The sequence below is a fragment of the Candidatus Rhodoblastus alkanivorans genome, from assembly GCF_022760755.1.
Taxonomy (GTDB): domain Bacteria; phylum Pseudomonadota; class Alphaproteobacteria; order Rhizobiales; family Beijerinckiaceae; genus Rhodoblastus; species Rhodoblastus alkanivorans.
On record NZ_JAIVFP010000001.1, the window covers coordinates 2,911,921 to 2,937,758 of the forward strand.

Below are 25,838 nucleotides of genomic sequence, written 5' to 3' on the forward strand. Positions count from 1 at the left end.
TAAAGCTCCGAAAACTCCCGGGTCCAGGCCGATCTTCATGGCGCATTTGCGCGCCGGCGCCGGCGGACTACGCGCGGATTAGTGTCCATCATGAGGGTTAAAAAGGCGCGAATAGCGCGGCGAATTTAAGGCGGCGCCGGCTGGCGAAAAAAAAGCCGGGCGCTGTGGGCCCGGCGCAACAATCGATCGAGGCGTCAAGGCGCGGCGCGCCCTGAAATCAGAGGCGATATTTGATCTGGTCGGTCCAGAAGCGCTCCAGGCGGGTCAAAGCGTTGTTGACCACCTTGAACTCTTCGACCGACACCCCGCCGATCTGCTCGATCGTGAGGACGTGCTTCTCGTACAAGGCGGCGACGATGTCGCGCACTTCCTTGCCCTGGGGGGTCAGGCTGATGCGCACCGAACGGCGGTCGATGCGGGAGCGGGCGTGATGGAGATAGTCCATTTCCACCAACTTCTTGACATTGTAGGAGACGTTGGAGCCCAGATAATAGCCGCGGGTGCGCAGCTCGCCGGCGGTCAGTTCGGAATCGCCGATGTTGTAGAGCAGCAGCGCCTGGACGGCGTTGATGTCGGAGCGACCGCGGCGGTCGAACTCGTCCTTGATGACGTCGAGCAGGCGGCGATGAAGGCGCTCCACCAGGGTGAGGGCCTCAAGGTAGGCCGGGCGAACTTCGGCGCAGCGTTCGGCTCGGCCGGCGGACAAGCTGTTCTTCATCATGTTGTTCATCGTGGTCGTCCCTGCGGTTTGTTTGCGCGCCGATTGTTGCCCGGCGGCCTCGATAGTCCGCAATGTAAACAGCCCGAATGAAAACCAGTTTAAATAACAGGCTGAATCTCCCGTTACCGATTTTTGCCGGAATTGAAGTGAATCTTGTGTGAAATAAAACAAGTCTTTACGTTGATTTCCGTTCAGCTTTCCGGAGTTTTCCGGCGCGCCAGTTCGCGCAGCCGGGCGATGAGATTGTCGATTGCCGTAGGCTCTCCCGAAGCGTTGTTGGCGCGCCAGGACAGGATGAGATAAAGCGCGAGCAGCACGCCGTCGGCGATCTTCAAGGCGCCGCCGAGAAGAAAGAAGGACGGCTTGAACCAGGCTACGAAGAGCTGCGCGATCAGGGTCAGTAGCCAGACCACCCCGCCCCAGGGCGCCAGCAGCCAGAGCCCGACCGCGGCCGCCGGATCGAGCACGGCGAAGAAGATGGTCGCCGTCATCATTGAGGGCGAAAGGTCCGCGAAGGAGCCGGTCGCCGGCGCGATGATGCGCCGCCATTGCTCCAGCGCCTGCAGGATCCACAGCAGCGCCACGACCCGGACGAACAGGGTCAGGGCGAACAGCCGCCGCGCCTCCTCCGCCTCGGGGCCCGGCCGCGCGCCGACCTTGATGGCGCCCCAGCCCTCAGGGTCGAATTCCTTGCGCGCGCGGTCCGCCTTGTCCATTCGCTTTGGTCCTGCACATTCTTTTTGGCAGGATTTTTGTCCGAAAACCGGCGACCACTTTTCGGAAATCCTGCTGGATCGCACTTGCGATAAAGCATTTGACCATGCGCGGCAAAATTTTTCGCGGGCCCGCCGCAATATGTTATGGGAGGCGACTTTTCCGGAACGAGATCATGACCGACGCGCCCCGCCCTTCCCCGAACCTTTCCATGGACCGCTCCTTGGGCCTCACCCACCGCCCCCGCCGCAACCGCAAGGCGGAATGGACCCGGCGGCTGGTGCGCGAGAACGTCCTGACCGCCGACGACCTGATCTGGCCGATCTTCGTCGTCGAGGGCGAGAATGTGCGGACCGAGGTCGCCTCCATGCCCGGGGTCGAGCGCCTTTCGGTGGACCAGGCCGTCACCGCCGCGCGCCAGGCCGCCGAACTCGCCATCCCGGCGCTCGCTCTCTTTCCCTATACCGATCCCGAACTGCGCGACCCCAACGGTTCGGAGGCGCTCAATCCCGAAAATCTCGTCTGCCGCGCCTGTCGCGCGATAAAGAAGGAAGTCCCGCAGGTCGGCCTGATCACCGACGTCGCGCTCGATCCCTATACCAGCCATGGCCATGACGGGGTCATGGAGGGCGAAACCATTCTCAACGACGAATCCGTCGCCATTCTGGTCGAGCAGTCGCTCAACCAGGCCCGCGCCGGCGCCGACGTCATCGCCCCCTCGGACATGATGGACGGGCGGGTCGGCGCCATTCGCGCCGCGCTCGACGGCGAAGGGTTTCAGGACGTCCAGATCATGGCCTATGCCGCCAAATACGCCTCGGCCTTCTATGGCCCGTTCCGAGACGCCATCGGGACCAAGGCGGTGCTGACCGGCGACAAGCGCACCTATCAGATGGATCCAGCCAATACCGACGAGGCCTTGCGCGAGGTCGCGCTCGATCTCGAACAGGGCGCCGACATGGTCATGGTCAAGCCGGGCCTACCCTATCTCGACATTATCCATCGGGTCAAGGAGCGCTTTGCCGCACCCACCTTCGCCTATCAAGTTTCCGGGGAATATGCGATGATTATGGCGGCGGCGCGGAATGGGTGGCTCGACGGCGAAAAGGCCATGCTGGAAAGCCTACTCGCCTTCAAAAGGGCGGGGGCGAACGGCATCCTCACCTATTTCGCGCCGAAAGTGGCGGAAATGCTCAAAAAGAGCGCTTGAACGCAGAAGCGGCCGGCGGCCCTGTCCGCGCCGCGCATGCGCCCAAAAAAATTCCGCCCGAATTGGGGAAGCGTCCTCTGGTTGGGGGAAGTGTTATGGGTGCAAGGCAAGTCGGGCGTGGAGCGAAAATCGATCATCTGCGCGAAAAGCTTTTCCCCGACGAGGGAATGCGGACCGAACGCCTATTCATCCGGCCGCTTCAGCCGGCCGACGCTTTCCAACTTGTCGTTCTGACCAACGATCCTCTGGTCGCCGCCGGAGTTTCGTTTCTGCGCCAGCCCTTCACCATCGCCGACGCCCAGGATCTCATCGGTCTGCCCGGCGCCAGAAAAGGCTGTTTCGGCGTCGTGCGAGCCGGCGCTGACGGGCCGATGATCGGCTGCGTCGGCGCCGTCGCCCGCAGCGCGAACGACATCGAGATCGGCTTCTGGCTGGGGGCGCCTTTCCACGGCAGGCATTACGGCGCGGAAATGGCGCGGGCCATGCTCGAAAGGCTGCGGGAAGTCTTTCCCGAGAGGCGCGTCATCGCCGAATGCCCGCGCGAAAACGCGGCGTCGTGGCGGCTCCTGCGAAAGCTCGGCTTCACGCCGAGCGGCGCGAGCGGCGCGCGCAGGGGCTCCCAGCTCCTGGTCTATGAGGCGCCCGCCGTTGTCGAATAATAACGGCGCGGGCGCGCGCCGTCGTCAAATCGTAACGGCGCGTGAACGCGCCGACGTCGAATCATAACGGCGCGTGAACGCGCCGACGTCGAATCATAACGGCGCGTGAACGCGCCTCTTGCGCCCGGCCAGGACCACCGCCAAATTAATGCTTCGCAGCAAGTGTGGAGCGCGCGACCATGAGCAACGCCAATAGCTGGGAACCTGCCCGTCCGGCCGTCTATCCCCTGGCTCCCCTGCCCGCCAGCGCCCTGGCCGGGGTGCGGCGCCGGCGCATTTTCGCACTGCTTCTCGACCTGATCCTGGTGTCGATTCTGTCCTTCGCCATCTTCTTCGGGCTGGGTCTGCTGACGCTTGGGATCGCGTGGCTGTTCCTGCCGCCGCTCTTTCCCTTCGTCGCCTTTTTCTACAACGGCCTGACCATTTCCAGCTCAAGCATGGCGACGCCGGGCATGAAGGCGATGGACCTCGAAATGCGCCTGACCGACGGTTCGCGCGTGCCGTTCCTTTACGCCTCGGTCCATGCGGTACTCTTCTACCTAAGCCTGTACCTGTTCGCGCCCGTCCTGCTGTTTTCCCTGTTCGCTTCCGACAAAAGGTGCTTGCACGACATTCTCGCCGGGGTCATCGTGTTACGCCGCGCGTGAATAGAAAGGGGAACCATTGACCAGCGAGCCGCGCGATCCGCCGCAATTCTACCTGACCTCCCCCGCGCCCTGCCCCTACCTGCCCGGCAAGGAAGAGCGCAAGGTTTTCACGCATCTGGTCGGACGACGCGCGGCGCATCTCAATGACGCCCTGACCCATTCCGGCTTTCGCCGCTCTCAGACCATCGCCTATCGTCCCGCCTGCGATCATTGCAAAGGCTGCGTCTCGGTGCGGATTCTATGCGACGAATTCGCGCCCGGCCGCACCCAGCGGCGCATCCTCGCCCGCAACGCCGACGTCTCCGCGACCATCGGCCCGGCGCATGCCGACGCCGAACAATTCGCTCTTTTTCGCAACTATCTCGATTCGCGCCATAGCGACGGCGGCATGGCCGACATGGCCATGCTCGACTACGCCATGATGATCGAGGACAGCCATGTGGACAGCCGGCTCATCGCCTATCGCCTGCGCGCACGCGCAGGCGCCGGGCCTTTGGTCGCGACCTGCCTCACCGACATCCTCGAAGACGGCCTGTCGATGGTCTATTCCTTCTACGACCCCAGCGAGCCGCAGCGCTCGCTGGGCGCCTACATGATCCTCGAACACGTCGCCCGCGCCCGCGCCCTCGGCCTGCCCCATCTCTATCTCGGCTATTGGGTCGAGGGCTCGAAGAAGATGGGCTACAAGGCGCAATATCTGCCGCAGGAGCGCCTCGGCCCGGAGGGGTGGAAAAGGGTGGGCTGAGGGCTGGGACCGACCGCGACTCGAGCCGGCCGTCAATATCGAGCCGCAGTGCTTTCGGTTTGCGTCCCTCCTCGGTCGGCTCTATGATCGCCGCAAGGGCGCTCGGATATTTGTCGAAAGTCACGAAAACATAAGGGCTACGTGTTTTCGCATGCTCATCTGATTTTCCTGTTCCGCCAGCCCCTGGTATCTGCAAGGCATGGCCAATACTGCCAGCAACGGCGACCCGACGCCGCATCACACGCCCGTTTGCGCCATTGGCGCATCGGCGGGCGGTTTGCCCGCGCTGCGGGATTTCTTTTCCCACATCGCCTCGGACCTTGGCGCGGCTTTCGTGGTGATTATGCACCTTGCGCCTGAGCAGCCTAGCGCTTTGAGCGAAATTCTGGCGGCGGCGACCGCCATGCCCGTCCAGGCGGTCGCCAAGTCGGCGCGGCTCGAACCGAACTGCGTCTATGTCATCCCGCCGGACCGGGAACTCGTCATTCAGGGCGATGACATCAAGGCCCGGCCATTCAACGAGCCGCGCGGGCGCCGCCATCCGATCGACGTGTTCTTCGAATCAGTCGCCACCGCGCGCGCCGACGGCGTGGCGATCGTTCTGAGCGGCTCAGGCTCGGACGGCGCGAGTGGCGTTCGCGCCATCAAGGAGGCCGGCGGCGTCGTTTTCGTCCAGGACCCGGACGAAGCCGAATTCGCCATGATGCCGAACAGCGCGATCGCCGCGGGCATCGCCGATTTCGTCGCCCCGGTCGCGGAAATCGCCGCGAAGCTGGCCGAAACCATGCGCGGCGGGGAGGCGCTCCGCGGGTTGGACAAGCAGGAATCAGAGGCAAATCTCGAACGTATTCTGAAATTCTTGCGCGAACGCGTCGGCCACGATTTTTCCAACTACAAGCGTGCCACCGTCTTTCGCCGCATTTCCCGGCGCATGCAACTCGCCCGCCAGCCCAACCTGGCTGCTTATTTTCAGTATCTTTGCGAGAAGCCGGAACACGCCCAAACGCTTTTGGCCGACCTGCTGATCTCGGTCACGACTTTCTTTCGCGACCCCGATGCCTCCGCGGCTTTGGCCAAGAAGGCCGTCGCGCCCATCTTCGACGGGCTGGAGGGCGACGGGCCCATCCGCGCCTGGGTGGCTGGGTGCGCTACCGGCGAGGAAGCCTATAGCGTCGGCATGATCCTGCTGGAGGAGGCGGACCGGCGCGGCCTTCATCCCTCGATCCAGATCTTCGCCAGCGACATCGACGAAAACGCCCTGGCCGTGGCGCGGGAAGGCCGCTACCCGGGGACGATCCGCACTGACGTTTCGGAAGAGCGCCTGCGGCGCTTCTTCATCGCCGACGGAGCCGATTACCGGGTGCGCAAGGAACTGCGCGACCTGATTCTGTTCGTTTCGCACAGCGCGCTGAAGGACCCGCCCTTCATCAAGCTCGACTTGATCACCTGCCGCAATTTCCTGATTTATTTGCAACGCGAATTGCAGCGTCAGCTCCTGAGCCTTTTTCACTACGCGCTCAAGCCAGGCGGCTATCTGTTTCTCGGCTCGGCCGAGACGGTCGAAATCGCCTCGGGCCTGTTCAACGCCGTAGATCGCGACGCGCGGATTTTTGCCTCGCTGCCGCCGGCGCAGAAGGTTGCGCCGCCGTTGCCGCAACTGGTCCGCAGCCGCAACGTCGCGTTCGCAGAGGAGTTGAGACTGATAGGCCCCGAGCCGCCGCTCAGCAGCCGGCAGGCCCATGCCGCCGGCCTCGAACATGCGGCGCCGCCGAGCGCTCTCGTCGACGGCGCGGGCCGGATCGTCCACCTTTCCGCCCAGGCCGGTCGTTTTCTGTGCGCGCCGGAGGGCGGATTCACGGCTGACCTCGCCGCACATGCCCGCCCAGAATTGCGCGTCGATCTGAAACTGGCCCTGCAAAGCACGCTGGAAAAAGGCCAATCGACGCTGACGCGGCCGGTCGTTGTCAACTTCGACGGCCGTCGCCGCCTGACCGCCTTGCAGGTGGCGCCCGCCCGCGAGAGCGGCGGCCAGGCTTTGGTTTTCTTTCTCGACGCCGGCGAGGCGCCGGCGAGCGAAGCGCCTCTGCGCGACGAGGACATCAATCGCGAGGAGGTCGTCCGCCTGCGCGAGGAGCTGAGCGCTGCGCAGGACCGGCTGATCGCCAGCCGCAAGGAGCAGGAGGCGGCGACCCAGGAATTGTTCGGCGCCAACGAGGAATTGCAGTCGATCAACGAGGAATATCGCTCGACCGCCGAGGAGCTGGAGACCAGCAAGGAGGAACAGCAATCGCTGAACGAGGAATTGCAGACCCTCAACAGCGAGTTGAAAAGCAAGCTGGAGACGATTTCGGCGGCGAACAGCGACCTGGAAAACCTGATATCGGCGACCGAAATCGCCACGATTTTCCTCGACAGCGATCTCAAGATCCGGATGTTCACGCCAGCAGTCGTCCAATATTTCAGCATCGCGGAAGGCGACGTCGGACGCGCCATTGCCGACTTCACCCGCAAGCTCGACTATCCCGGCCTGGAACAGGATGCTGTTCAGGTGTTGAAAAGCCTGACGGCGATCGAACATGAAATCCCGACGACGGAGGGCGGCTGGCTGCTGGCGCGCATCCGCCCCTATCGCACCCTCGATCAGCGGATCAGCGGCCTCGTCCTGACTTTCGCCGAGATCACCAGGCTGAAGCGCGCCGAACAGGATCTCGCCGAGGAGTTGAAGGCCTTGACGAGTCTGCACGACCTCAGCACGGCCGTATTCGACAGCGGCGAAATCATCGCGCCGCTGCGAGAATTTCTCGACGCCACGATCGAATTGCTCAAGGCCGATTTCGGCGTCGTCCAATTTCTGGACGAAAAGGACAAGACTTTGCGCATCGTCGCGCAGCGCGGCTTCGACCAGCGTTACATCGACCGCTTCGCCGTGGCGGCCGTCGGGGACTGCTCGCCCGGCGCCCTGGCGCTGGCCCATGACGGGCAGACGGAAGTCGGCGATGTTCAAGCTGATCCGATTTTCGCGCCAATCCTTGAGGAATTACGGGCGGCCGGGGTTCGCGCGGTCATTTCGACGCCGTTGCGCTGCACCACGGGGCGGGTCCTCGGCGTGCTGTCCGTGCATTTCCGGAAGCCGCGGACTTTTGCCGATCGCGACCGGAGGCTCACGCAAATCTGCGCGCGACGGGCGGCGGACACGGTCCACGCTCATTTGCTGCGCGAGGAGGTGCGGGCGGCGGATCGGCGCAAGGACGAGTTCCTGGCGACGCTGGCCCACGAACTGCGCAATCCGCTGACGCCGATCGTCAATGCTCTGGAAGTCTTGAAACATCGCGGGTTGGCCGCCGGCGAGGCCGAGCGGCTGCACGCAATGATGGGGCGGCAAGCGTCGCATCTCAAGCGTCTGGTCGACGATCTTCTCGACGTTTCGCGCATCGCGCAAGGCAAGATCGAATTGCGACGGCGGATCGTCGATCTCAACGCCATCGTGCGCGAGGCGGTCGAAGCGGCCACGCCTTCGCTCGACGACAAGCGCGATCTGCGCGTTTCCCTCGCCGCCAAGGAGCTTTCGGTCGATGGCGATCCGGTGCGTCTCGTCCAGATCGTGGGGAATCTTCTCGGCAACGCCTTGAAATATACGCCGTCGGGCGGCCAAATCGAGGTCGGAACCCGGCGCGACGGCGCTTTCGCCATCGCGACCTTGCGCGACAATGGCGCGGGAATATCTCCCAAGGCCCTGCCGCATATTTTCGACCTTTTCTTCCAGGGCGAGCGCGATGGCGACCGGCCGGCGGATGGCGTCGGCGTCGGCCTATCCCTCGCGCAAAGCCTCGCGGCGCTGCACGGCGGCGCCATAAGTGCGGCAAGCAACGGCCTCGGCAAGGGCAGCGCGTTCACTTTGCGGCTCCCGCTCACCGCCGCGCCGGCGCGCGCCAAGGAGACGCCGGCGATGGCAACGGCCCCGGCCTCGGCCCCGGCCCCGGCGCCGCGGGTGTTGATCGTCGACGACAATCATGACGTCGCCGACAGTTTCTCGCTGTTGCTGGATGGGTACGGCGCGCAGGTCCGCGTCGCCTACAGCGGCGCCGAGGCGCTGGTCAGCATCCCCGAATTCAGACCGGACATCATCTTCATCGATATTGGCATGCCGGAAATGGACGGCTACGAAGTCGCGGAGAAAATCAGAAAAATGCCGGAGGGAAGCAGCATCATGCTGGTCGCCCTGAGCGGTTGGGACCGCGATAAAGATCGCAGGCGCGGCGTCGCGGCGGGTTTCGATCGTCACTTGGCCAAACCCGCGGATCCTGACGCGTTGCATGCTCTGTTGACGGCGACGACGCGCACGGCGGGCGGGGCATCCCGCGAGGCCTCGACCGTCTGAAGGCGTCCGGCCCGGGCCAGACCTTCGGCTCATCGCCGAATTCCGCCCCGTTTGGCGTTGCACGCTTTCCGAACGATCCATTCGGGAAACTATTCCACTCGCGCGGAAACCGCATCATTCAACATCGGGAAACGGCGGCGCTAGCCGCCCTCGCCCGGCTCCGCCGCCTCCGGCTTCTTCTGCTTGATCCTCTTGCGCGTCTGCGGTTTTTCGCGCGGGCCCTCGACCAGGCGGACGATCGCGCCCCAAAGCGTTCGCACGTCCTGCTGGGTCAGGTTCATGCGGTGGAACATGTTGCGCAGGTTGCGCTGCATCACCGGGCGTTTCGATTCCGGGCGGAAGAAGCCGGCTTCGTCGAGCTTGCCTTCGACGAATTCGAAGAAGGACAAAGTCATTTCGCGCTGGGCCGGGGGCGAGCGCTCGTCACGCTCGAACGGCTGCGCCCCGCCCTCGCGCGCCTTGAAATATTCATAGCCGCACAAAAGCACGGCCTGGGCGAGATTGAGCGAGCCATAGGCCGGATTGACCGGAAAGGTCAGAATGGCGCTGGCCAGCGCGATGTCGTCATTGTCGAGCCCGGTGCGCTCGGGGCCGAACAATATGCCGTGCCGTTCCCCCGCGAGCGTGGCGGCGGCGCATTCCGGCATGGCGAGCGCCGGAACTTCGACCCTTTTGAACTGGCCGCGCTCGCGCGCCGTGGTCGCCCAGACATGATTGAGATCGGCGATCGCCGCCGCGGTGGAATCGTAAACCGTGGCGCGCTCCAGCAGATGAACGGCGCCCGCGGCGGCCGCATAGGCGCCCTTGCGCCGCGCTCCCGTTCGCGGCCAACCCTCGCGCGGGCTGACCAGCCGCAGGTCGGACAGGCCGAAATTGGCCATGGCCCGCGCGCACATGCCGATATTCACCGCAAGCTGGGGCCGCACCAGAATGATCGCCGGGCCGCCCTCGAAAAGCGGCTTCGTCCTGTCCGTCCCGGCCCCGACCAATGCGCGTCCTCCAAAAGGTGCGCAACCTAATCACGACAGGAATTTGAGGCAAGGGCGTCAGACGGCGGCGACGTCCGCGTCGAAATCGAGGATCTGCCGCGCGATGACGATCAGCTCCTTTTGTTCGCTCGGCTTGGCGAAGACCATATCGGCGCCGTTGGCCCGCGCCTCGTCATGCACCGGCTTTTCGGTCGATGTCGTCAGCACCACGGCGCGCAGGCCCGGAAGCCGCATTTCGGAGCGCAGCAGCTTCAGGAAGCGGCCGCCGTCCATCACCGGCATGTTGAGATCGACCACCACCACATTCGGCAGGTGGTTCAGCATATCCTTGCGCGCGACCTCGCCCATTGCGTCAAGTCCGTTGACGCTGTGCCGAATGTCGAGCCTGAGACCGCGCTCGCGTGAAACCTGCTTCAACGCCCGGGTCAACAAGTAAGCGTCGTCATGATCGTCCTCGATGATCAAGACGTCAACCTTACGCCCTGCGGTCTCGTCGCTAACCGCCATTCGAAAACCTTTCGCGTTGGAAGATAATAATTTTCACGAAGCTAAGAAGAAGAACAATCGCACTCAAGTATCCTTTTGAGTAATTTTCGTGCAACGCAATCTGAACGGACGGAAGCAAATGATAGGACGCTTGTGTTAACCTTGCAATCCAAGCTGCGAGCGGATAACGCGAAAATTGATCCGCGCGACGGTGTCACGAGGCGCAGATGAAACAAGCGCGCGACGAAAATGAAATGCTGCGGCGGGCCTTCGAGGCCTGTCCCGCCGGAATGCTGCTGGTGGACGGCGACGGCCGCATCGAACTCGCCAATGAGGAATGCGAGCGCATGTTCGGCTATGAGCACGGCGCCCTCGCGGGCCGGCGCGTCGAAGAACTCATGCCGGCGAAGGTGCGGGACGCCCATCGCGGCCATCGCGCCGGCTTCTCCGCCGCGGCGGAGAAACGCCAGATGGGAATGGGCCGCGATCTGGTCGCCTTGCGCCGCGACGGTTCGGAATTCTTCATCGAGGTCGGCCTGACGCCGATCGAGACCGCCGTCGGCTCGCGGGTGGTGGCCTTCGCTATCGACATCACCGCGCGCCGCGATTCCGAATATGCGCTGCGCCGCGCCATGCACGAATTGGAAATGGCCAACGAGAACCTGGCGCGCTTCGCCTATGTCGCCTCGCACGACATCCAGGAGCCTCTGCGCAAGATCTCCGCCTTCGCCGATATTCTCCGCGCCGCAATGGCGCAAGAGGATCGCGACGAGGCCTGCTACGCGGCCGACGTCATGGCCTCCTCGGCGCTCCATGCGCGGCGACTGGTGGCCGATCTCCTGACCTATGCGCGCGCGGCGAACCAGTCCTATGCGATCGAGCCGATTTCAATCACCGCGGCGCTGGAACGCGCGCTGGACAACCTCTCGCAGAGCGTTGCCGAAGAAAAGGCGGAAATCGTGTGGGAGGGAGAGGATTTTTCCGTCGAGGCCGACCGGCTGCAACTCCATCAGATGCTGCAGAACATATTGTCGAACGCCCTGAAATATCACAAGCTGAACGAGCCGCCGCATGTGACGATCCAGCGCGCCGCGACCGGATCGGAGGGGCGGCTCGCGATCGTGGATCGCGGCATCGGATTTTCCGCCACCGACGCCGACCAAATTTTCGAGCCCTTCCGGCGGCTCCACGGCCGCGCCGAATATCCGGGAACCGGCATCGGACTCGCAATTTGCAAGACCGTCGCCAAAAGGCACGGCTGGCGGCTGTCCGCAACATCCACGCCGACGGTCGGCGCCACATTCGATATCGTGTTTCCGATCGACGCCGATATCGGAAAGGGCGCGGAGCTGTAAGGAGCAACAAGAGCTGGCCCCCGGACTGACCGCCGGTTTGCGGCGCCGAAATTTCGCGCAGAGCCTCGTCCAAAGCCGTACTAGGCGATGAGGCTGACCGATGCTATAGGCGCGGCAAGGCTCGCGCCGGTGGGGGCGCGGCTCAGGCAAGCCGAGCGAAAGGTCAGCGCATGAACAAGATCAAGGTCGCCAATCCGGTCGTCGAGATGGACGGCGACGAGATGACCCGGATCATCTGGAAATTGATCAAGGACAAGCTGATCCATCCCTATCTCGACATCGACCTGAAATATTACGATCTTTCGGTCGAACACCGCGACGCCACCAACGACCAGGTGACGATCGATTCGGCGGAAGCCACCAAGAAATACGGCGTCGCGGTGAAATGCGCGACCATCACGCCCGACGAAGCCCGCGTGAAGGAATTCAACCTCAAGGAAATGTGGAAGTCGCCGAACGGCACCATCCGCAACATTCTCGGCGGCGTGATCTTCCGCGAACCGATCATCTGCAAGAACGTGCCGCGCCTCGTTCCCGGCTGGACCCAGCCCTTCGTCATCGGCCGCCACGCCTTCGGCGACCAATATCGCGCCACCGATTTCAAGGTGCCGGGCAAGGGTCGCCTGACCGTCAAGTTCGAGGGCGAGGACGGCACGGTCATCGAGAAGGAAGTCTTCAAATTCCCCGGCGCCGGCGTCGCCATGTCGATGTACAATCTCGATGACTCGATCCGCGATTTCGCCCGCGCCTCCCTCAACTATGGCCTTGCGCGCAAATATCCGGTCTATCTCTCGACCAAGAACACCATCCTGAAAGCCTATGACGGCCGCTTCAAGGATCTGTTCCAGGAAATTTACGACGCCGAATTCGCCGACAAGTTCAAGGCGGCGGGCATCCATTACGAGCACCGTCTGATCGACGACATGGTCGCGTCCTGCCTGAAATGGTCGGGCGGCTATGTCTGGGCCTGCAAGAACTACGACGGCGACGTCCAGTCCGACACGGCGGCGCAGGGCTTCGGCTCGCTGGGCCTGATGACCTCCGTGCTGATGAGCCCCGACGGCAAGACGGTCGAGGCGGAAGCGGCGCATGGCACCGTCACCCGCCATTACCGCGAGCACCAGAAGGGCAAGGCGACCTCGACCAATTCGATCGCCTCGATCTTCGCCTGGACCCGCGGCCTCGCCCATCGCGCGAAACTGGACAACAACGCCGAACTGGCGAAATTCGCGGCGACGCTGGAGAAGGTTTGCGTGGACACGGTCGAGTCGGGCTTCATGACCAAGGACCTTGCCTTGCTGGTCGGCCCCGATCAGAAATGGCTCACCACCACCGGCTTCCTCGACAAGATCGACGAGAATTTGCAGAAGGCCATGTCGGCTTAAGCCGACAAAGCTCAGGATGACGTTTTCGCTCCGGGCGAGACGCATCTTCAAGCTTTGATCACACTCTCCAATGGCGAGCGGGCCCGTGCGGCCCGCTTTTTTTTTGCGCCCTACCCCGCCTGACGGCGGGCGCGCTCCATCGTTGAAAGGGCGTAGAAGCCGCGCGCGGTCGAAATCAGCCGCCCAGCTTTGAGCATGCGGTGTAATTTTACAGAAAGATTGCCTTTCGTAATTTCAAAGCCCATTTCGGTCAGCATCTCGAAAACGGCGTCGACATGCATGCCGCCAGCCTCGCTTTCGAGCATTTCCACGATCATCGGCTCGATTTCGCTCGCGCGTTCGCTCTGTGGCCGCCCGACGACCGACAAGAACGCGTCTCCCCGCCGCGCGACGCCATCGCCGGCGGAGGCGAGAAACTCCACCGCCGAGCGCCTCAGATCGAGGCCGGCCGCGGGGTCCTTGGCGGCGAGCCCGGCGATCACGATCTCGAGGCGGGCCAGGAGACGGCGCGTCTCGTCGCGCGCCTCGCGCGCCGCCAGCGCCAGGAATTCCGCATTCTGCTCAAATCCCGCACTCACTGGGGCCTCCACCATCTACACGCCCAACAAACTAGAACATACAGTAAACATCCACAGGCGCGACAAATTTTAGCGAAAGCGAGGCAAATGTGCGAATGAAAACTTTACATTTCGTTTGCGATGATTAACACTAGCAACTGTAAATTAACTCTTCTTATTGAAACCTTTACACGTTCTGTCAACACCAAAGTGGAGGGCTGAAAAATGAAAAGAAAACAATGGTTCGACGCCAGCGGCGCGGCGAGCGGCGGAGATTTCCTGTTTCAATCTTTCCTCCGGCTTGTGGCCCGCTCCCGAACCGTAGCCCGCCCGGCGCCGGTTCGATCGGAAAGAAAGCCGTCAGCCGACCCGGCTGCCGACGCCTGCTGGACCGCGTCTCTCCATCGCGGCGACGACCTGCCGCCCTGCCGTCTCTCCATTCTCGCCGCTTCCGATTCGCCTTCCGCCGTACGGCTGGAGCTTTCCCGCCACAAAACCGGCGCCGCCCGCCCCGACCTCTGAAAAAAAAACGCCGACGAAGCCATAATCGGCGCCAAAGTCTCAGCAATACCCGCGAAATTACGGGTAGGCCTCCGCTTCCGATTGTGGAGATCAGCGCCCCGATATATATAGGCCGCGCAATTCGTTGGGGAGATCGGGAAGCATGGCCGCGGCCAATGACACGGACACCTACCGCCCATCCGAGGACGAACCGTTCATGAATGAACGGCAGCGGGAATATTTCCGCCGCAAATTGTTGAAATGGAAGGATGAAATATTGCAGGAAGCACGCGAGACGCTCGCCGCCCTGCAAGCCGAAAGCGAAAACCACGCCGATATCGCCGACCGCGCCTCCTCGGAAACCGACCGCGCCATTGAATTGCGCGCCCGCGACCGCCAGCGCAAGCTGATCTCCAAGATCGAGGCGGCCATCGGCCGGATCGACGACGGAACTTACGGCTATTGCGAGGAGACTGGCGATCCCATTTCCCTGAAGCGCCTCGACGCCCGCCCGATCGCGACCCTCTCGATCGAGGCCCAGGAGCGGCACGAGCGCCGCGAGCGCGTCTATCGCGACGACTGAGCCCGCAACCCCGTTCGCTGCCGGACGGCCGTTTTTTGTTCTGAAACATGTTTGGCGCGAAAGGCCTCCGCCCTTCGCGCCCATTTGTTTCTGGGCCCGGCCTATTTGTTCACGGGCCGCCCGAGCAGCTTGGCCATTTCCTCCTCGAGCGATTCCAGCGGTTCGAAGTCGATGTCGGACTTGTTTTCGGCTGTGCGTTCGGGCGCGGGCGCCGGCGAGGCCTCGTCGGGCGTGGGCGCAGGCTCGGGTGCAGGGGGAGGCGCGGGCGCCGGCTCGGGCTGAGGCGGAGGCGCAGGCTCCAGCTCAAGGGGAGGCGCAGGCTCCAGCGCCGGGAATGGCGGCGGAAGCGGAGCCGGCGGCGGCGAGGCGTCCGGAACGGAGTCCGCGGGCGGCGGAGCGGGCGGCTCGGCGGCCGGCGGCTCGGCTGGCGGCGTCACGCGCCGCGCGAAGGTCGGCGCCACGAAGCGGGGCCGCTGCGGCTGGTCGCCGGCAGGCGCGGCGCCCGACGGCGTGAAGCGCGGCGGCGGCGTGAAAGGCGGTCTCGACGGCCCGACGCGCGGCGGAAGCGGGAAGCGCGACGGTGGCGGCGGCGGCGGCTGAACGGCCTGGGGGGCCGGCTCCGGCGCGACGGGCGGACGAGGCGGCGCAGGTTCGGGCGCCGCCGAGCGCAGCGGAACTTGCGGCGCCGGGGGCGCGACCGGCGCCAGGGGATGCGGAGCGGGCGGCGGCGCGGCGACGGACTGCGGGGCGGGCGGCGGCGCGGCGGCAGGCGACAAAGGATGCGGGGCGGGCGGCGGCTGGACGGGCGCGGGATGCGGCTCCATGGCCGCCGACGGCGCGGGGTGCGGTTCGACGGCCGGCGGCGCATGATACGGCTCGATGGCGGGCGGCGCGTGATGCGGCGCAGGCGCCGGCGGCGGCGTCAGGCCGCCAAGCCCTTCGACTGGACGCGGCGGGCGCGCCTCGCGCGGCTCGACCCGCACGATGCCCGATTCGACCAGCACGTCGTTGGGGCCGCCGATCATCAGCAGATGTTCGATATTGTCTCGGCGCACCAGCATAAGCTGGCGCTCGCCGTCGAGGTCGAAGCTCTCGACAAAACCGAGCCGCAATTGCCGCGACCGCGATCCACGCGGGAGGCGGCGGCGCAGATCGACCGCGATCTCCACGATTTTCAGGATCAACACGAAGGCGACGAGAAAAGCTACGCCAGCGAGAATCCACGCCAGCATTCTATTATCTTGCAAAAATGTCGGCATGGCCGCCGCCCATCTCCTGAAACTCGGACCAACTCACCGTAATCTATAGCGCAATGGCGGCGTGCGTGTACTCTAAAGGTTAAAATTTGGTTAATGACGCCGCCGCCCGGCGACCTTCCATTGTCGAGACGGCGACGAATCCTTAAAATCCCCCGCGCAAAAATGGGCGCGGAGCGCAAGGTAGACGTTCCTCCGAATCGCGGAAACGTCTAGAATCGGCCGCCGCGGCCATTCTGCACAAGGTTTTCATGAGCCATACCACCTCCCATTCCAGCGTCGATCGCTCCGAGCGCGCCGGCAGTCCCGGCCTTGTGCTGCTGCTGGCCGCCGCGCTGGTCGCGGTCATGGCCTTTTTCTCCTTTCTCCAGCACGAACAGGCGGCGCGCTTCATCCTCGTCCTGCTTGCTTTTCTGGCCTTCGTCGGCGTATCCGCCCTGCTCGCCTATGCCGTCGGTTTCATCCAGTTCGCCGGCGCCCAAGCGCGCAACGACGTCACCAAGGCGATCGCCGACGGCAGCCCGGAGGGCATGATCGCGACCGAGGGCGAATCGCGCATCATCTACGCCAACGAGACCTATCTGGCTCTGTGCGGCGCCAATGACGCCGCCGGCCTGCGCACCGTGGACCGCCTGTTCTCCGGCGCGCCCGAAGTGGCCGAACCGCTCTACCGCCTCGCCCAGGCCGCGCGCGAGGGCAAGCGCGGCGCCGAGGAATTGCGCCTCACCCCGCCGCTCCTCGGCGAAGGCGAATTCGGCTGGTACCGCATCCGCGTCCGGCCGATCGACCGGCCCTCAGGCGCGCCGGCCGCGCTCTGGACCATTTCCGACGTCACCCGCGAGCGCGAGCGCCACGAAAACATCTTTCAGGAATTGCAGCACGCGATCGACTTCCTCGATCACGCCCCGGCCGGCTTCTTCTCGACCGAGCCCAGCGGCAATATCTCTTACATGAACGCGACTTTGGCCGGCTGGCTCGATTTCGACCTCGCCCAGGTCGGCTCGGGCGGCCTGGCGCTGCGCGACATTGTCGCCGGCGACGCCGCCGCCTTGCTGTCCTCGGGTTTCGGCCCTGCCAATTCGGTCCGCACCGAGCAGATCGACCTCGACCTGCGCCGCCGCGACGGCCTGCGCCTGCCGGTGCGCCTGCTCCACCGCGTCGCCTATGGCCACGACGGCGCGCCGGGGGCCTCGCGCACGCTCGCGCTCAACCGCGCGCCCGGCGAGGAGCCCGCGGAAGAGGCCCGCGCGGCGGAAGTGCGTTTCGCGCGCTTCTTCAACTCCACGCCCATGGCGATCGCCAGCGTGGACCGCGACGGCGCGATCCTGCGCTCCAACGCCGCTTTCGCCAAACTGCTGCCCGGTGCCCTGCTCGATGTCGCAGGCGGCCGGCGGCTCGTCGCCAATGGCGTCGCCGAGCCGCATCGCGACGCCCTGCGCGCCGCCATTGCGGCGGCGGCGTCGGGGAGCGAGAGCAACGACGCGATCGACGCGACCTTGCAAGGCTCCGCGCGCTCGGCCCGGCTGTTCGTGACCCCCAACGAGGAAGGCGACCAGCGCGGCGCTCTGGTCTTCGCCCTCGACACCACGGAAGAACGCAACCGCGAGGAGCAGCTCCACCAGTCACAGAAGATGCAGGCCGTGGGGCAACTCGCGGGCGGCATCGCCCATGACTTCAACAATGTCCTGACCGCGATCATCGGCTATTCCGAACTGCTGCTCGCCAATCACCGGCCGACCGATCCGTCCTTCCAGGACATCATGCAGATCAAGCAGAACGCCAATCGCGCGGCGGGGCTCGTGCGCCAGCTTCTGGCTTTTTCGCGCCGCCAGACTCTTCGCCCGCAGGTGCTGCAGCTCGGCGACGTCCTGTCCGAATTGCAGATGCTCACCCGGCGCCTGGTCGGCGAAAAGATCGAGGTCGATCTGCGCCTGGGCCGCGACCTCTGGCTGGTCAAGGCCGACCTCAACCAGTTCGAGCAGGTAATCGTCAATCTCATCGTCAACGCCCGCGACGCCATGCCGGACGGCGGCAAGATCTATCTGCGGACGAAGGACGTCCCGGCCGCCGAATGCGCGGCCTATGGGGAGAAGTTGCTGCCGCCCGCCGATTACGTCCTGGTCGAGGTCGAGGATACCGGCACAGGCATTCCGGCGGATATACGCGACAAGATTTTCGACCCCTTCTTCACGACCAAGGAATTCGGCAAGGGCACCGGCCTCGGCCTGTCCATGGTCTATGGCATCGTCAAGCAGACCGGCGGCTTCATCTTCTGCGACTCCCAGGTCGGGCGCGGCACGACCTTCCGCATTTTCCTCACCCGCTACATCCCGGTCGATGAGCCGGTGGAGGCGCCGAAAGTCGAAAACAAGAAGGCCGCCGCCGACCATACCGGGCGCGGCGTCGTGCTGCTGGTCGAGGACGAGGAAGCCGTGCGCGCCTTCGGCGCCCGCGCGCTGACCTCGCGCGGCTATACGGTGCTGGAGGCGGAATCCGGCGTCGACGCCCTGCGCGTCGTGGAAGAATCCACGGAACGCATCGATCTCGTCGTGTCGGACGTGGTCATGCCGGAAATGGACGGGCCGACCATGTTCGGCGAATTGCGCAAGCGCGGCATAAAATGCCGGGTGGTCTTCGTCTCCGGCTATGCCGAGGACGCCTTTGCGAAAAACCTGCCCGAAGGCGAGGAATTCGGCTTCCTGCCCAAACCGTTCACGCTGAAGCAGCTGATCGAGACGGTGAAGGAGAATATGCGGGCGTGAGGGGCTGAACGGTTCGGGCAAGCGTCATCAACATGGTTAAATATCCGACCGGTTTTCCGGCGCCGCCCGAATGGGCCACAAAAGGATCGGGCCGTCGCGTCTCCCCGTGGCCGCAGCCGCTCATGCGGCGAACGCGATCGCCAGGGCGCCAACGAAGATCAGGCTCAAGGCCCAGACCCTGTCGAGGTTGAACCAGCCGGTCGAGAGCGCCTTGAGGCCGAACCAGTAATAGACGGCTGCCGCGGCGAGTCCGCCTGCCGTCACCATGGCGAGCGTGTGCAGCGCGGCCACCAGCACGGCCTGGAGCGCGTTGGCGCGCATGAGTTCCGCCGCCGCCGCGTGGCCGGCGCCGGGTTCAGCGGCGGTGCAGAGCCCCAGATAGATCGGCGCCAGCATCAGCGCGGCGCCATGGGCGGTGGCGATGAGAAATGACCACAGAACCAGCCGATGCGGCGGCACGCGTGACAAGAAGCGCGGATGGCGGCGATAAAGCAGCAGGAAAATTCCCAAGCCGATCACCAGCATGCCGGCGGCGATGCGGATCTGCCGCTCCCATAGCAGGAGCGCCGTCAACATCGAGAATGGAATCAGGATCACCAGCATGGCGAGGAAATGCCCCGCGCCGAGGGCCGCGACCGCCTTGGGCAGGGCGTCGCGCCGCCGCTCCATCAGGGCGGCCGAGACCGCAAGCGGCCAGCCCATGCCGGGATTGGCCCCGTGGTAGAGGCCCGAGAGAACGACGGCCACCCAGAGGGCCGCCGTCGAACGCCATTCGAACATAGGCTTATCGCGCCGACGGGTAGCAGAAGCTGTCGGTCGAGCAGTCGCCCCCTTCGAGCCGGATCTGGTGCGAGCGGTAGCCTTCCGGGAACTCCACGTAAAAATCCTTGTCAAGCGTCAACTCGCCATTCGGCCCGACATCGGCCTTGACCATCGCCGCCGGCACGCCCTCCGGATAGAACTGGTCGTCCCAGCTCGAATAGAGCGAATTCGTCCAATAGACGCGCTTGCCGTCGCGGCTGATCTCGATCATCTGCGGCCCGCCCTTGAACGGCTTGCCGCTCGGATGATTTGTCCGGCGCGTGACGCCGCCGATGTGAACAGAGCCCGAAAGCTTCGGATTCATCGGGTCGCTCACGTCATATTGGCGAAGTTCGCCGGTTCCCCAGCATGCGACATAAAGAAATTTGTCGTCGAGGCTCAGGTCGATATCGGTGACGAGCGGCGGCACGGCGCCGAAGCCTTTGAGCAGATCGGGCAGATTGGCGGCGTCGGCGGGCTCAGGCGGGATGACGGCGGTTTTCTTCGCCTGGAACTTGCCGTCCTTGTCTCTCCACCAGGTCCAGATCGAGCCTTCGAGATTGGTCGTGTCGACGACGACGCCGCAAAAGCCGTATTCCTTCACCGGATCATGCGCGGGCCGCACCTCCAGCGCCATCTGGTGGTTGGCGCCAAGGTCGATGGTCTGGACATTCTTGCGCCCGTGAAGATCCCAGAAATGGAGCTTGTGGCCATATTTGTTGCTCAGCAGATCTTGCGGCACGAGGCCGTTCTCGAATTGCGGCGGCAGGCCCCATTCGGAACTCACCATATAGTCGCGCGGCAGGTTCCACCAGAAGTCGTAATGCTTGTCCTGCTCGCCCCGGTCCATCTCGTAGCGGCCTTCGATGTCGAAGGTCTCGCAGTCCATGATGAAAATGCCGGGCGGACCGGAAACGCCGTCCTTGCCCCCGCCTCCCAGGGTGGAGACGTAAATGCCTTCCGGCCCGCAATGGATGGTGTGGGGCCGCGAGTAGCCGGTCTTGGCGAAGACTTCCTCAGGCTCGATGATCTTGTGAATCTTCGCCGCCGTGGGCCCGCCCTTGACGTCCACGATATAAATCCGCGACGACCTTATGCCCGGGATGATGAGATAGCGGCGCTCCCGGAACGGATGGCCGTTCAGAGGCGACAGCGATGACGAACAGGCGTTCCAGCCGAAATGGTGGAACTCGTCGCCCCTATAGGGCATGAACAACGTATGGACGATCTTGCCGTAATTGGGCGAGGCGGGATTGACGTCCACGACCGCTAGCCCGTCGGGCTTGGTGGCGTCAGGGCTCAGCATAAGCGTATAGGCCAAGGTCTCCGGCGCGGCGTCCATCGCGAGCACGGGCGAGGCGTGGAATGTAGGATCGGGTCTTATGGTCATTTTAAGCTCCTCCCCTGAAAGATGTTCTTGGTTTATTTCTTCAGCCGCTCTTTCTGGAGGCTTCGAAGCGTTGCCGTGAGCGGCGGCGTTGAAAATCGACTCTTCCCGTCTTGTCCGACCTTCGAATTGCGAGCTTTCGCGCAAACGCGACGGCGCGATCAGACCCGGCGGCTGCAGTGAAAGCTCACTGGCTGACGGATGGATCAGGCCGAATCGGGAGCCGGAAAAGTCGGCCGCAGCGCGATGGCAACTCTCCGACGAGGCGGAAGGTTCCAGGTTACGCGCGGCGTTTTCGTGAAATTACCGCGTCCGCTTTTGCGCCTGCCGCGCCTGGGACAGCGAATTTCGAGGCGTCGGGCTTCTCGTCGTTCCCCGCCCCCGAGGCCTCCCGCAACACCTGGCCCAGTTGGCGGAACATGATTTTGCGACTTGACGACGGGCGCCAGACGAGGGCGACGACGCGCGGCGGACTGTCGTCTTCGAGCGGACGGGCGACGAGATCCATGCCGCGCAGAATGCCGGCGCGGATCGCCATTTCGGGCACGAGCGTCACGCCGAGGCCGTTGGCCGCCATCTGTACCAGAGTGTGCAGGCTGGTGCCCTGAAAACCGCTATTGCGCCGCGCGCCTTCCAGCGAGCAGGCGGCGAGCGCATGTTCGCGCAGGCAATGGCCGTCTTCGAGCAGCAGCAGGTCATCCCCCGCCATGTCCTGGGCGCGGATTTTCGCGCGCGAGGCCAGACGATGATCCGGCCGGCAGACCACATAGAAGCGGTCGCGCGCCAGCTCCATCGTCTCCAGCCCGTCGCAGGGATAAGGCAGCGCGATGATCGCGGCGTCGGCCTGTCCGCTTTCGAGCCGCGCCAGAATGGGCGCGGACTGTTCCTCGCGCAGATAGACTTTCAGATTGGGGAACTTTTCCCGCAGGACCGGCATGATGTGGGGAATGAGGAACGGCCCGATGGTGGGGATCACGCCAAGCTGAAGCGCGCCGGATAAAGGATCGCGCGCGGCCTGCGCCGCCTCGACCAGTTCCTCGGCGCCGCGCAGCAGAGCCCTCGCCCGCTCCGCCAGGTCCAGCCCGACCGCCGTCGGAATGACCACGCGCTTGGTGCGCTCCAGGAGCTTCACCCCGAGATGGTCCTCCAGCTCCTGAATCGCGGCGCTGAGCGCCGACTGGCTGACGAGGCATTCCTCCGCCGCGGCGCCGAAATGTCGGCGCTCGACCACGGCGACGAGAAAACGCAATTGGCGAAGGGTGGGAAGCGGCGTCATGAAGCCACACTAATCGAAAAAATAGATCAATGAAATCTGAATTTTAAATTTCACTCGATAAACCGCCCAGTTTAGGTATCCTTGCGACGCACAAGTTTGTGTCGCATCGCAACACCGGAGTAGCGCATGTCTCTCATCAATACCGCGGTTAAGCCCTTCCAGGCCAAAGCTTTCAAGCAGGGCAAGTTCATCGACGTGACCGAAGCCGACCTGATGGACAAGTGGTCCGTGGTGTTCTTCTATCCGGCCGACTTCACCTTCGTCTGCCCGACCGAGCTCGAGGACCTCGCCGACAATTACGCCGAATTCCAGAAGCTCGGCGTCGAGATCTATGCGGTTTCGACCGACACCCATTTCTCGCACAAGGCCTGGCATGACGTGTCGCCGGCGATCAAGAAGATCGATTATGTCATGATCGGCGACCCGACCCATGCCATTTGCCGTAACTTCGAAGTCCTGATCGAGGACGCCGGCCTCGCCGACCGCGGCACCTTCGTCGTCGATTCCGACGGCATCATCCAGATCGTCGAGGTCAACGCCGGCGGCGTCGGCCGCGACGCGAAGGAATTGCTGCGCAAGATCAAAGCCGCGCAATATGTCGCCGCCCATCCCGGCGAGGTCTGCCCGGCCAAGTGGCACGAAGGCGAAAAGACCCTCGCCCCCTCGCTCGACCTCGTCGGCAAGATCTAACCGTCAGGTTTTCGCCCGCCGCGGCGAAGCCGAAAAGCCATTGGCTCCGGGCTCCGGCCCGGGGCCCCTGAGAATGCGGCCCATCGTCGGCCGCATTCTGAAATTTTTCTCTTCGGAGGCCATCCGCCATGTTGGACGCCGCGATCAAGAACCAGTTGCATTCCTATTTCGAACGCATCGTCCACCCGATCGAACTGGTCGCCTCGCTCGACGACAGCGAAAAGTCGCGCGAGATGTCGGCCCTGCTGGAGGACGTCGCGGCCCAGTCGGCCAAGATCACTTTGTCGCGCAACGGAACCGACGCGCGCAAGCCGTCCTTCGCCATCACGCGCCTGGGCACGAAAGTCGGCGTGAGCTTCGCCGGCCTGCCGATGGGCCATGAATTCAATTCGCTGATCCTCGCCTTGCTCCAGGTCGGCGGCCATCCGCCGAAGGAATCCGCCGAAATCATCAAGCAGATCGAGGCGATCGAGGGCGATTATCTGTTCGAGACCTATTTCTCGCTCTCCTGCCAGAACTGTCCGGACGTGGTCCAGGCGCTCAATCTGATGAGCGTGATCAATCCGCGCATCCGCCATGTCGCCATCGATGGCGGCCTGTTCCAGGACGAGGTCCAGGCGCGCAAGATCATGGCCGTGCCCTGCGTCTTCATGAACGGTGCGCTGTTCGCTCAGGGCCGCATGGGCCTCGAGCAGCTTCTCACCAAGATCGACACCGGCGCTTCGGCGCGCGCCGCCGAAAAGCTGAAGGACAAGCCGCCCTTCGACGTTCTGGTCGTCGGCGGCGGCCCGGCCGGGGCGGCGGCCGCGATCTATGCGGCGCGCAAGGGCATCAATACCGGGGTCGTGGCCGAGCGTTTCGGCGGCCAGGTGCTCGACACCATGGCGATCGAGAATTTCATCTCCGTCCAGCACACCGAAGGCCCCAAGCTCGCGACCGCGCTGGAGCAGCACGTCAAGGAATATGGCGTGGACATCATGAACCTGCAGAAGGCGGTCGAGCTGATTCCGGCAAAGGACGCCGGCGGTCTCACCCACGTGCGGCTCGCGAGCGGCGTGACGCTTTCCGCGCGCACCGTCGTGCTCTCGCCCGGCGCCCGCTGGCGCCAGATGAACGTGCCGGGGGAAGAGGAATATCGCAACAAGGGCGTGGCTTATTGCCCGCATTGCGACGGGCCGCTCTTCAAGGGCAAGCGCGTGGCGGTGATCGGCGGCGGCAATTCCGGCGTCGAGGCGGCGATCGACCTCGCGGGGATCGTGGCCCATGTCACCTTGATCGAGTTCGACGGCCAGTTGCGCGCCGACGCGGTGCTCCAGGACAAGCTGCGCTCATTGCCGAATGTCCGAATCGTCGTCTCGGCCCAGACTACCGAAGTCCATGGCGACGGCGACAAGGTGACCGGCCTGACCTACAAGGACCGCGCGACCGGCGCGACGAATCTCGTCGAACTCGAAGGCGTCTTCGTCCAGATCGGCCTCCTGCCCAACACCGAATGGCTGAAGGGCGCGATTTCCTTGAGCCCGCGCGGCGAAATCAAAATCGACGCCCGCGGCGAGACATCCGCTTACGGCGTGTTCGCCGCCGGCGACGCGACGACGACGCCCTACAAGCAGATCGTCATCGCCATGGGCGGCGGCGCCACCGCCGCGCTCTCCGCCTTCGACTGCCTGATCCGCCAGGCCCCGACGGCTGCGTCGGAAGCCGCATGAAAGACCCCCCGGCGGAAGCAAGCCCGCCGGGGTTCATCAACGCTTGTTTCAGGACGTCATGAGCGGCAAGTCGCCGTTTCGCGCAAGCCGCCGCGTCGCTCGGCCCAGCAAAGCAATCCGCCGTCCCTCGGGCAGCCCGCCGCGCGGCCCCTTCCCCGAATCGGCCGTTCCCCGCTATAGTGCCGTGACGCCCTCGGAACTCCGCCTTGCCGCAAAATCCCTGCCGGAAACAAATCCTGATGTGCGCGCCGGATTTTTTCGGCGTGGCCTATGTCATCAATCCGTGGATGGAAGGCCAATTTGCCCGCACCGACGCGGCGGAGGCCCGGCGCCAATGGTTGGACTTGAAGGCGCTGCTGGAGCAGCGCGCGGACATCCGCCTGATCGCGCCCCGCCCCGGCCTCCCCGACCTCGTCTTCACCGCCAACGCCGGACTGCCCAGGAACGGCAAAGTGGTCATCAGCCGCTTCCGCTGCCTCGAACGGCGCGGCGAGGAGGAGGTTTTTCGCGACTGGTTCCAAAGGCAGGGTTTTGAGGTGATCGATCCACCGGAAGGCCTGTCCTTCGAAGGCGCCGGCGACGCCCTCTATGACGAAGCGCGCGACCTCTATTGGGTCGGCCACGGCTTCCGCTCGCATAAGGACGCCGCGCCCTTTCTCGAAAAAGCTCTCGGAACCCGCGCGGTTTCGCTCGGCCTGATCGACCCGCGCTTCTATCACCTCGACACCTGCCTGTGCCCCCTGCCCGGCGACTTCCTGCTCTATTTCCCTGGCGCTTTCGATCCGGCCTCGCGCGCGGCGATCGAAGCGCTTGTCCCGGAGGAACAACGCATCGGCGTGGACAGCGCCGAGGCCGAGACTTTCTGCTGCAACGCGGTGGCGCTCGGCGACAAAATCATCCTCAACGCCGCCTCCCCCGGCCTGCGCGAGCGCCTCGCCCAGGCCGGTCTGACGGTGGAGGCGACGCCGCTCACGCAATTCATGAAAGCCGGCGGCGCGGCGAAATGCCTGACGCTGGAATTATGAAA

22 protein-coding genes are annotated in these 25,838 nt (G+C 64.3%); 13 read left to right on the forward strand and 9 right to left on the reverse strand.

The window, feature by feature from the left end; translation table 11 throughout:
* Nucleotides 1-217 precede the first annotated feature (217 nt).
* Both ldtR and K2U94_RS13445 read right to left on the reverse strand, forming a co-directional pair.
* Nucleotides 218-721 carry a transcriptional regulator LdtR gene (gene ldtR, locus K2U94_RS13440; RefSeq protein WP_243068875.1) on the reverse strand — a complete coding sequence of 168 codons (504 nt, stop codon included), beginning with the start codon at nucleotides 719-721 and terminating at the stop codon, nucleotides 218-220.
* Nucleotides 722-912: 191 nt separating this feature from the next.
* On the reverse strand, nucleotides 913-1,437 hold the full coding sequence (locus tag K2U94_RS13445) for a DUF6163 family protein (RefSeq protein WP_243067694.1): 525 nt from the start codon (nucleotides 1,435-1,437) through the stop codon (nucleotides 913-915).
* A gap of 173 nt (nucleotides 1,438-1,610) precedes the next feature.
* Between K2U94_RS13445 and hemB the strand changes: the two genes are divergently transcribed.
* From hemB to K2U94_RS13470, 5 genes are all read left to right on the forward strand, one after another.
* Nucleotides 1,611-2,645, forward strand: a complete 1,035-nt coding sequence (gene hemB / locus K2U94_RS13450; RefSeq protein WP_243067695.1) for a porphobilinogen synthase — start codon at nucleotides 1,611-1,613, stop codon at nucleotides 2,643-2,645.
* A gap of 95 nt (nucleotides 2,646-2,740) precedes the next feature.
* Nucleotides 2,741-3,304 carry a GNAT family N-acetyltransferase gene (locus K2U94_RS13455; protein WP_243067696.1) on the forward strand — a complete coding sequence of 188 codons (564 nt, stop codon included), beginning with the start codon at nucleotides 2,741-2,743 and terminating at the stop codon, nucleotides 3,302-3,304.
* A 179-nt stretch (nucleotides 3,305-3,483) separates the two neighbouring features.
* Nucleotides 3,484-3,951: an RDD family protein gene (locus tag K2U94_RS13460; RefSeq protein WP_243067697.1), complete on the forward strand. Its 468-nt coding sequence runs from the start codon at nucleotides 3,484-3,486 to the stop codon at nucleotides 3,949-3,951.
* Nucleotides 3,952-3,967: 16 nt separating this feature from the next.
* Nucleotides 3,968-4,696 carry an arginyltransferase gene (locus K2U94_RS13465; RefSeq protein WP_243067698.1) on the forward strand — a complete coding sequence of 243 codons (729 nt, stop codon included), beginning with the start codon at nucleotides 3,968-3,970 and terminating at the stop codon, nucleotides 4,694-4,696.
* A gap of 199 nt (nucleotides 4,697-4,895) precedes the next feature.
* Nucleotides 4,896-9,074: a chemotaxis protein CheB gene (locus K2U94_RS13470; protein ID WP_243067699.1), complete on the forward strand. Its 4,179-nt coding sequence runs from the start codon at nucleotides 4,896-4,898 to the stop codon at nucleotides 9,072-9,074.
* Between the two features lie 140 nt (nucleotides 9,075-9,214).
* Here K2U94_RS13470 and K2U94_RS13475 read toward each other — a convergent pair whose 3' ends face one another.
* Together K2U94_RS13475 and K2U94_RS13480 are read right to left on the reverse strand one after the other, a co-directional pair.
* Nucleotides 9,215-10,063: an RNA methyltransferase gene (locus tag K2U94_RS13475; RefSeq protein WP_243067700.1), complete on the reverse strand. Its 849-nt coding sequence runs from the start codon at nucleotides 10,061-10,063 to the stop codon at nucleotides 9,215-9,217.
* A gap of 57 nt (nucleotides 10,064-10,120) precedes the next feature.
* Nucleotides 10,121-10,570, reverse strand: coding sequence for a response regulator (locus K2U94_RS13480; RefSeq protein ID WP_243067701.1), 450 nt, complete (start codon nucleotides 10,568-10,570; stop codon nucleotides 10,121-10,123).
* Nucleotides 10,571-10,776: 206 nt separating this feature from the next.
* Between K2U94_RS13480 and K2U94_RS13485 the strand changes: the two genes are divergently transcribed.
* Nucleotides 10,777-11,904, forward strand: a complete 1,128-nt coding sequence (locus tag K2U94_RS13485; protein ID WP_243067702.1) for a sensor histidine kinase — start codon at nucleotides 10,777-10,779, stop codon at nucleotides 11,902-11,904.
* A 170-nt stretch (nucleotides 11,905-12,074) separates the two neighbouring features.
* Nucleotides 12,075-13,289 (forward strand): NADP-dependent isocitrate dehydrogenase, encoded by a 1,215-nt coding sequence (locus K2U94_RS13490; RefSeq protein ID WP_243067703.1) that lies wholly within the window; start codon nucleotides 12,075-12,077, stop codon nucleotides 13,287-13,289.
* A gap of 110 nt (nucleotides 13,290-13,399) precedes the next feature.
* On the opposite strand, the gene K2U94_RS13495 is transcribed toward K2U94_RS13490, so the two are convergent.
* On the reverse strand, nucleotides 13,400-13,867 hold the full coding sequence (locus tag K2U94_RS13495; protein ID WP_243067704.1) for a hypothetical protein: 468 nt from the start codon (nucleotides 13,865-13,867) through the stop codon (nucleotides 13,400-13,402).
* Between the two features lie 204 nt (nucleotides 13,868-14,071).
* On the opposite strand from K2U94_RS13495, the gene K2U94_RS13500 reads away from it, so the two are divergent.
* The gene (locus K2U94_RS13500; protein WP_243067705.1) at nucleotides 14,072-14,368 is read left to right on the forward strand and encodes a hypothetical protein; all 297 of its coding nucleotides are present in this window, start codon (nucleotides 14,072-14,074) and stop codon (nucleotides 14,366-14,368) included.
* 142 nt (nucleotides 14,369-14,510) lie between these two features.
* Nucleotides 14,511-14,930: an RNA polymerase-binding protein DksA gene (dksA, locus tag K2U94_RS13505; protein ID WP_243067706.1), complete on the forward strand. Its 420-nt coding sequence runs from the start codon at nucleotides 14,511-14,513 to the stop codon at nucleotides 14,928-14,930.
* Between the two features lie 101 nt (nucleotides 14,931-15,031).
* Here the strand turns inward: dksA and K2U94_RS20555 are convergent, their stop codons facing one another.
* Nucleotides 15,032-16,162 (reverse strand): hypothetical protein, encoded by a 1,131-nt coding sequence (locus tag K2U94_RS20555; protein WP_272884862.1) that lies wholly within the window; start codon nucleotides 16,160-16,162, stop codon nucleotides 15,032-15,034.
* Between the two features lie 275 nt (nucleotides 16,163-16,437).
* Here K2U94_RS20555 and cckA point away from each other — a divergent pair, with 275 nt between their 5' ends.
* The gene (gene cckA, locus K2U94_RS13515) at nucleotides 16,438-18,948 is read left to right on the forward strand and encodes a cell cycle histidine kinase CckA (RefSeq protein ID WP_243067707.1); all 2,511 of its coding nucleotides are present in this window, start codon (nucleotides 16,438-16,440) and stop codon (nucleotides 18,946-18,948) included.
* A 120-nt stretch (nucleotides 18,949-19,068) separates the two neighbouring features.
* Here cckA and K2U94_RS13520 read toward each other — a convergent pair whose 3' ends face one another.
* From K2U94_RS13520 to K2U94_RS13530, 3 genes are all read right to left on the reverse strand, one after another.
* Nucleotides 19,069-19,728: a hypothetical protein gene (locus tag K2U94_RS13520; RefSeq protein ID WP_243067708.1), complete on the reverse strand. Its 660-nt coding sequence runs from the start codon at nucleotides 19,726-19,728 to the stop codon at nucleotides 19,069-19,071.
* Nucleotides 19,729-19,732: 4 nt separating this feature from the next.
* Nucleotides 19,733-21,139: a selenium-binding family protein gene (locus K2U94_RS13525; RefSeq protein WP_243067709.1), complete on the reverse strand. Its 1,407-nt coding sequence runs from the start codon at nucleotides 21,137-21,139 to the stop codon at nucleotides 19,733-19,735.
* Between the two features lie 277 nt (nucleotides 21,140-21,416).
* Nucleotides 21,417-22,412 (reverse strand): hydrogen peroxide-inducible genes activator, encoded by a 996-nt coding sequence (locus tag K2U94_RS13530; protein ID WP_243067710.1) that lies wholly within the window; start codon nucleotides 22,410-22,412, stop codon nucleotides 21,417-21,419.
* Nucleotides 22,413-22,538: 126 nt separating this feature from the next.
* On the opposite strand from K2U94_RS13530, the gene ahpC reads away from it, so the two are divergent.
* The 3 genes from ahpC to K2U94_RS13545 all read left to right on the forward strand — a co-directional run bounded on the left by ahpC (nucleotide 22,539) and on the right by K2U94_RS13545 (nucleotide 25,836).
* The gene (gene ahpC / locus K2U94_RS13535; protein ID WP_243067711.1) at nucleotides 22,539-23,102 is read left to right on the forward strand and encodes an alkyl hydroperoxide reductase subunit C; all 564 of its coding nucleotides are present in this window, start codon (nucleotides 22,539-22,541) and stop codon (nucleotides 23,100-23,102) included.
* 128 nt (nucleotides 23,103-23,230) lie between these two features.
* Nucleotides 23,231-24,811 (forward strand): alkyl hydroperoxide reductase subunit F, encoded by a 1,581-nt coding sequence (gene ahpF / locus K2U94_RS13540; RefSeq protein WP_243067712.1) that lies wholly within the window; start codon nucleotides 23,231-23,233, stop codon nucleotides 24,809-24,811.
* Between the two features lie 206 nt (nucleotides 24,812-25,017).
* Nucleotides 25,018-25,836 (forward strand): dimethylarginine dimethylaminohydrolase family protein, encoded by an 819-nt coding sequence (locus tag K2U94_RS13545; RefSeq protein ID WP_243067713.1) that lies wholly within the window; start codon nucleotides 25,018-25,020, stop codon nucleotides 25,834-25,836.
* Nucleotides 25,837-25,838 lie beyond the last annotated feature (2 nt).

Coding starts and splice junctions, on each gene's coding strand:
- ldtR (WP_243068875.1), bottom strand. CDS start 721: ATGATGAAGAACAGCTTGTCCGCCGGCCGAGCCGAACGCTGCGCCGAA.
- K2U94_RS13445 (WP_243067694.1), bottom strand. CDS start 1,437: ATGGACAAGGCGGACCGCGCGCGCAAGGAATTCGACCCTGAGGGCTGG.
- hemB (WP_243067695.1), top strand. CDS start 1,611: ATGACCGACGCGCCCCGCCCTTCCCCGAACCTTTCCATGGACCGCTCC.
- K2U94_RS13455 (WP_243067696.1), top strand. CDS start 2,741: ATGGGTGCAAGGCAAGTCGGGCGTGGAGCGAAAATCGATCATCTGCGC.
- K2U94_RS13460 (WP_243067697.1), top strand. CDS start 3,484: ATGAGCAACGCCAATAGCTGGGAACCTGCCCGTCCGGCCGTCTATCCC.
- K2U94_RS13470 (WP_243067699.1), top strand. CDS start 4,896: ATGGCCAATACTGCCAGCAACGGCGACCCGACGCCGCATCACACGCCC.
- K2U94_RS13480 (WP_243067701.1), bottom strand. CDS start 10,570: ATGGCGGTTAGCGACGAGACCGCAGGGCGTAAGGTTGACGTCTTGATC.
- K2U94_RS13485 (WP_243067702.1), top strand. CDS start 10,777: ATGAAACAAGCGCGCGACGAAAATGAAATGCTGCGGCGGGCCTTCGAG.
- K2U94_RS13490 (WP_243067703.1), top strand. CDS start 12,075: ATGAACAAGATCAAGGTCGCCAATCCGGTCGTCGAGATGGACGGCGAC.
- K2U94_RS13500 (WP_243067705.1), top strand. CDS start 14,072: ATGAAAAGAAAACAATGGTTCGACGCCAGCGGCGCGGCGAGCGGCGGA.
- dksA (WP_243067706.1), top strand. CDS start 14,511: ATGGCCGCGGCCAATGACACGGACACCTACCGCCCATCCGAGGACGAA.
- K2U94_RS20555 (WP_272884862.1), bottom strand. CDS start 16,162: ATGCTGGCGTGGATTCTCGCTGGCGTAGCTTTTCTCGTCGCCTTCGTG.
- cckA (WP_243067707.1), top strand. CDS start 16,438: ATGAGCCATACCACCTCCCATTCCAGCGTCGATCGCTCCGAGCGCGCC.
- K2U94_RS13520 (WP_243067708.1), bottom strand. CDS start 19,728: ATGTTCGAATGGCGTTCGACGGCGGCCCTCTGGGTGGCCGTCGTTCTC.
- K2U94_RS13525 (WP_243067709.1), bottom strand. CDS start 21,139: ATGACCATAAGACCCGATCCTACATTCCACGCCTCGCCCGTGCTCGCG.
- K2U94_RS13530 (WP_243067710.1), bottom strand. CDS start 22,412: ATGACGCCGCTTCCCACCCTTCGCCAATTGCGTTTTCTCGTCGCCGTG.
- ahpC (WP_243067711.1), top strand. CDS start 22,539: ATGTCTCTCATCAATACCGCGGTTAAGCCCTTCCAGGCCAAAGCTTTC.
- ahpF (WP_243067712.1), top strand. CDS start 23,231: ATGTTGGACGCCGCGATCAAGAACCAGTTGCATTCCTATTTCGAACGC.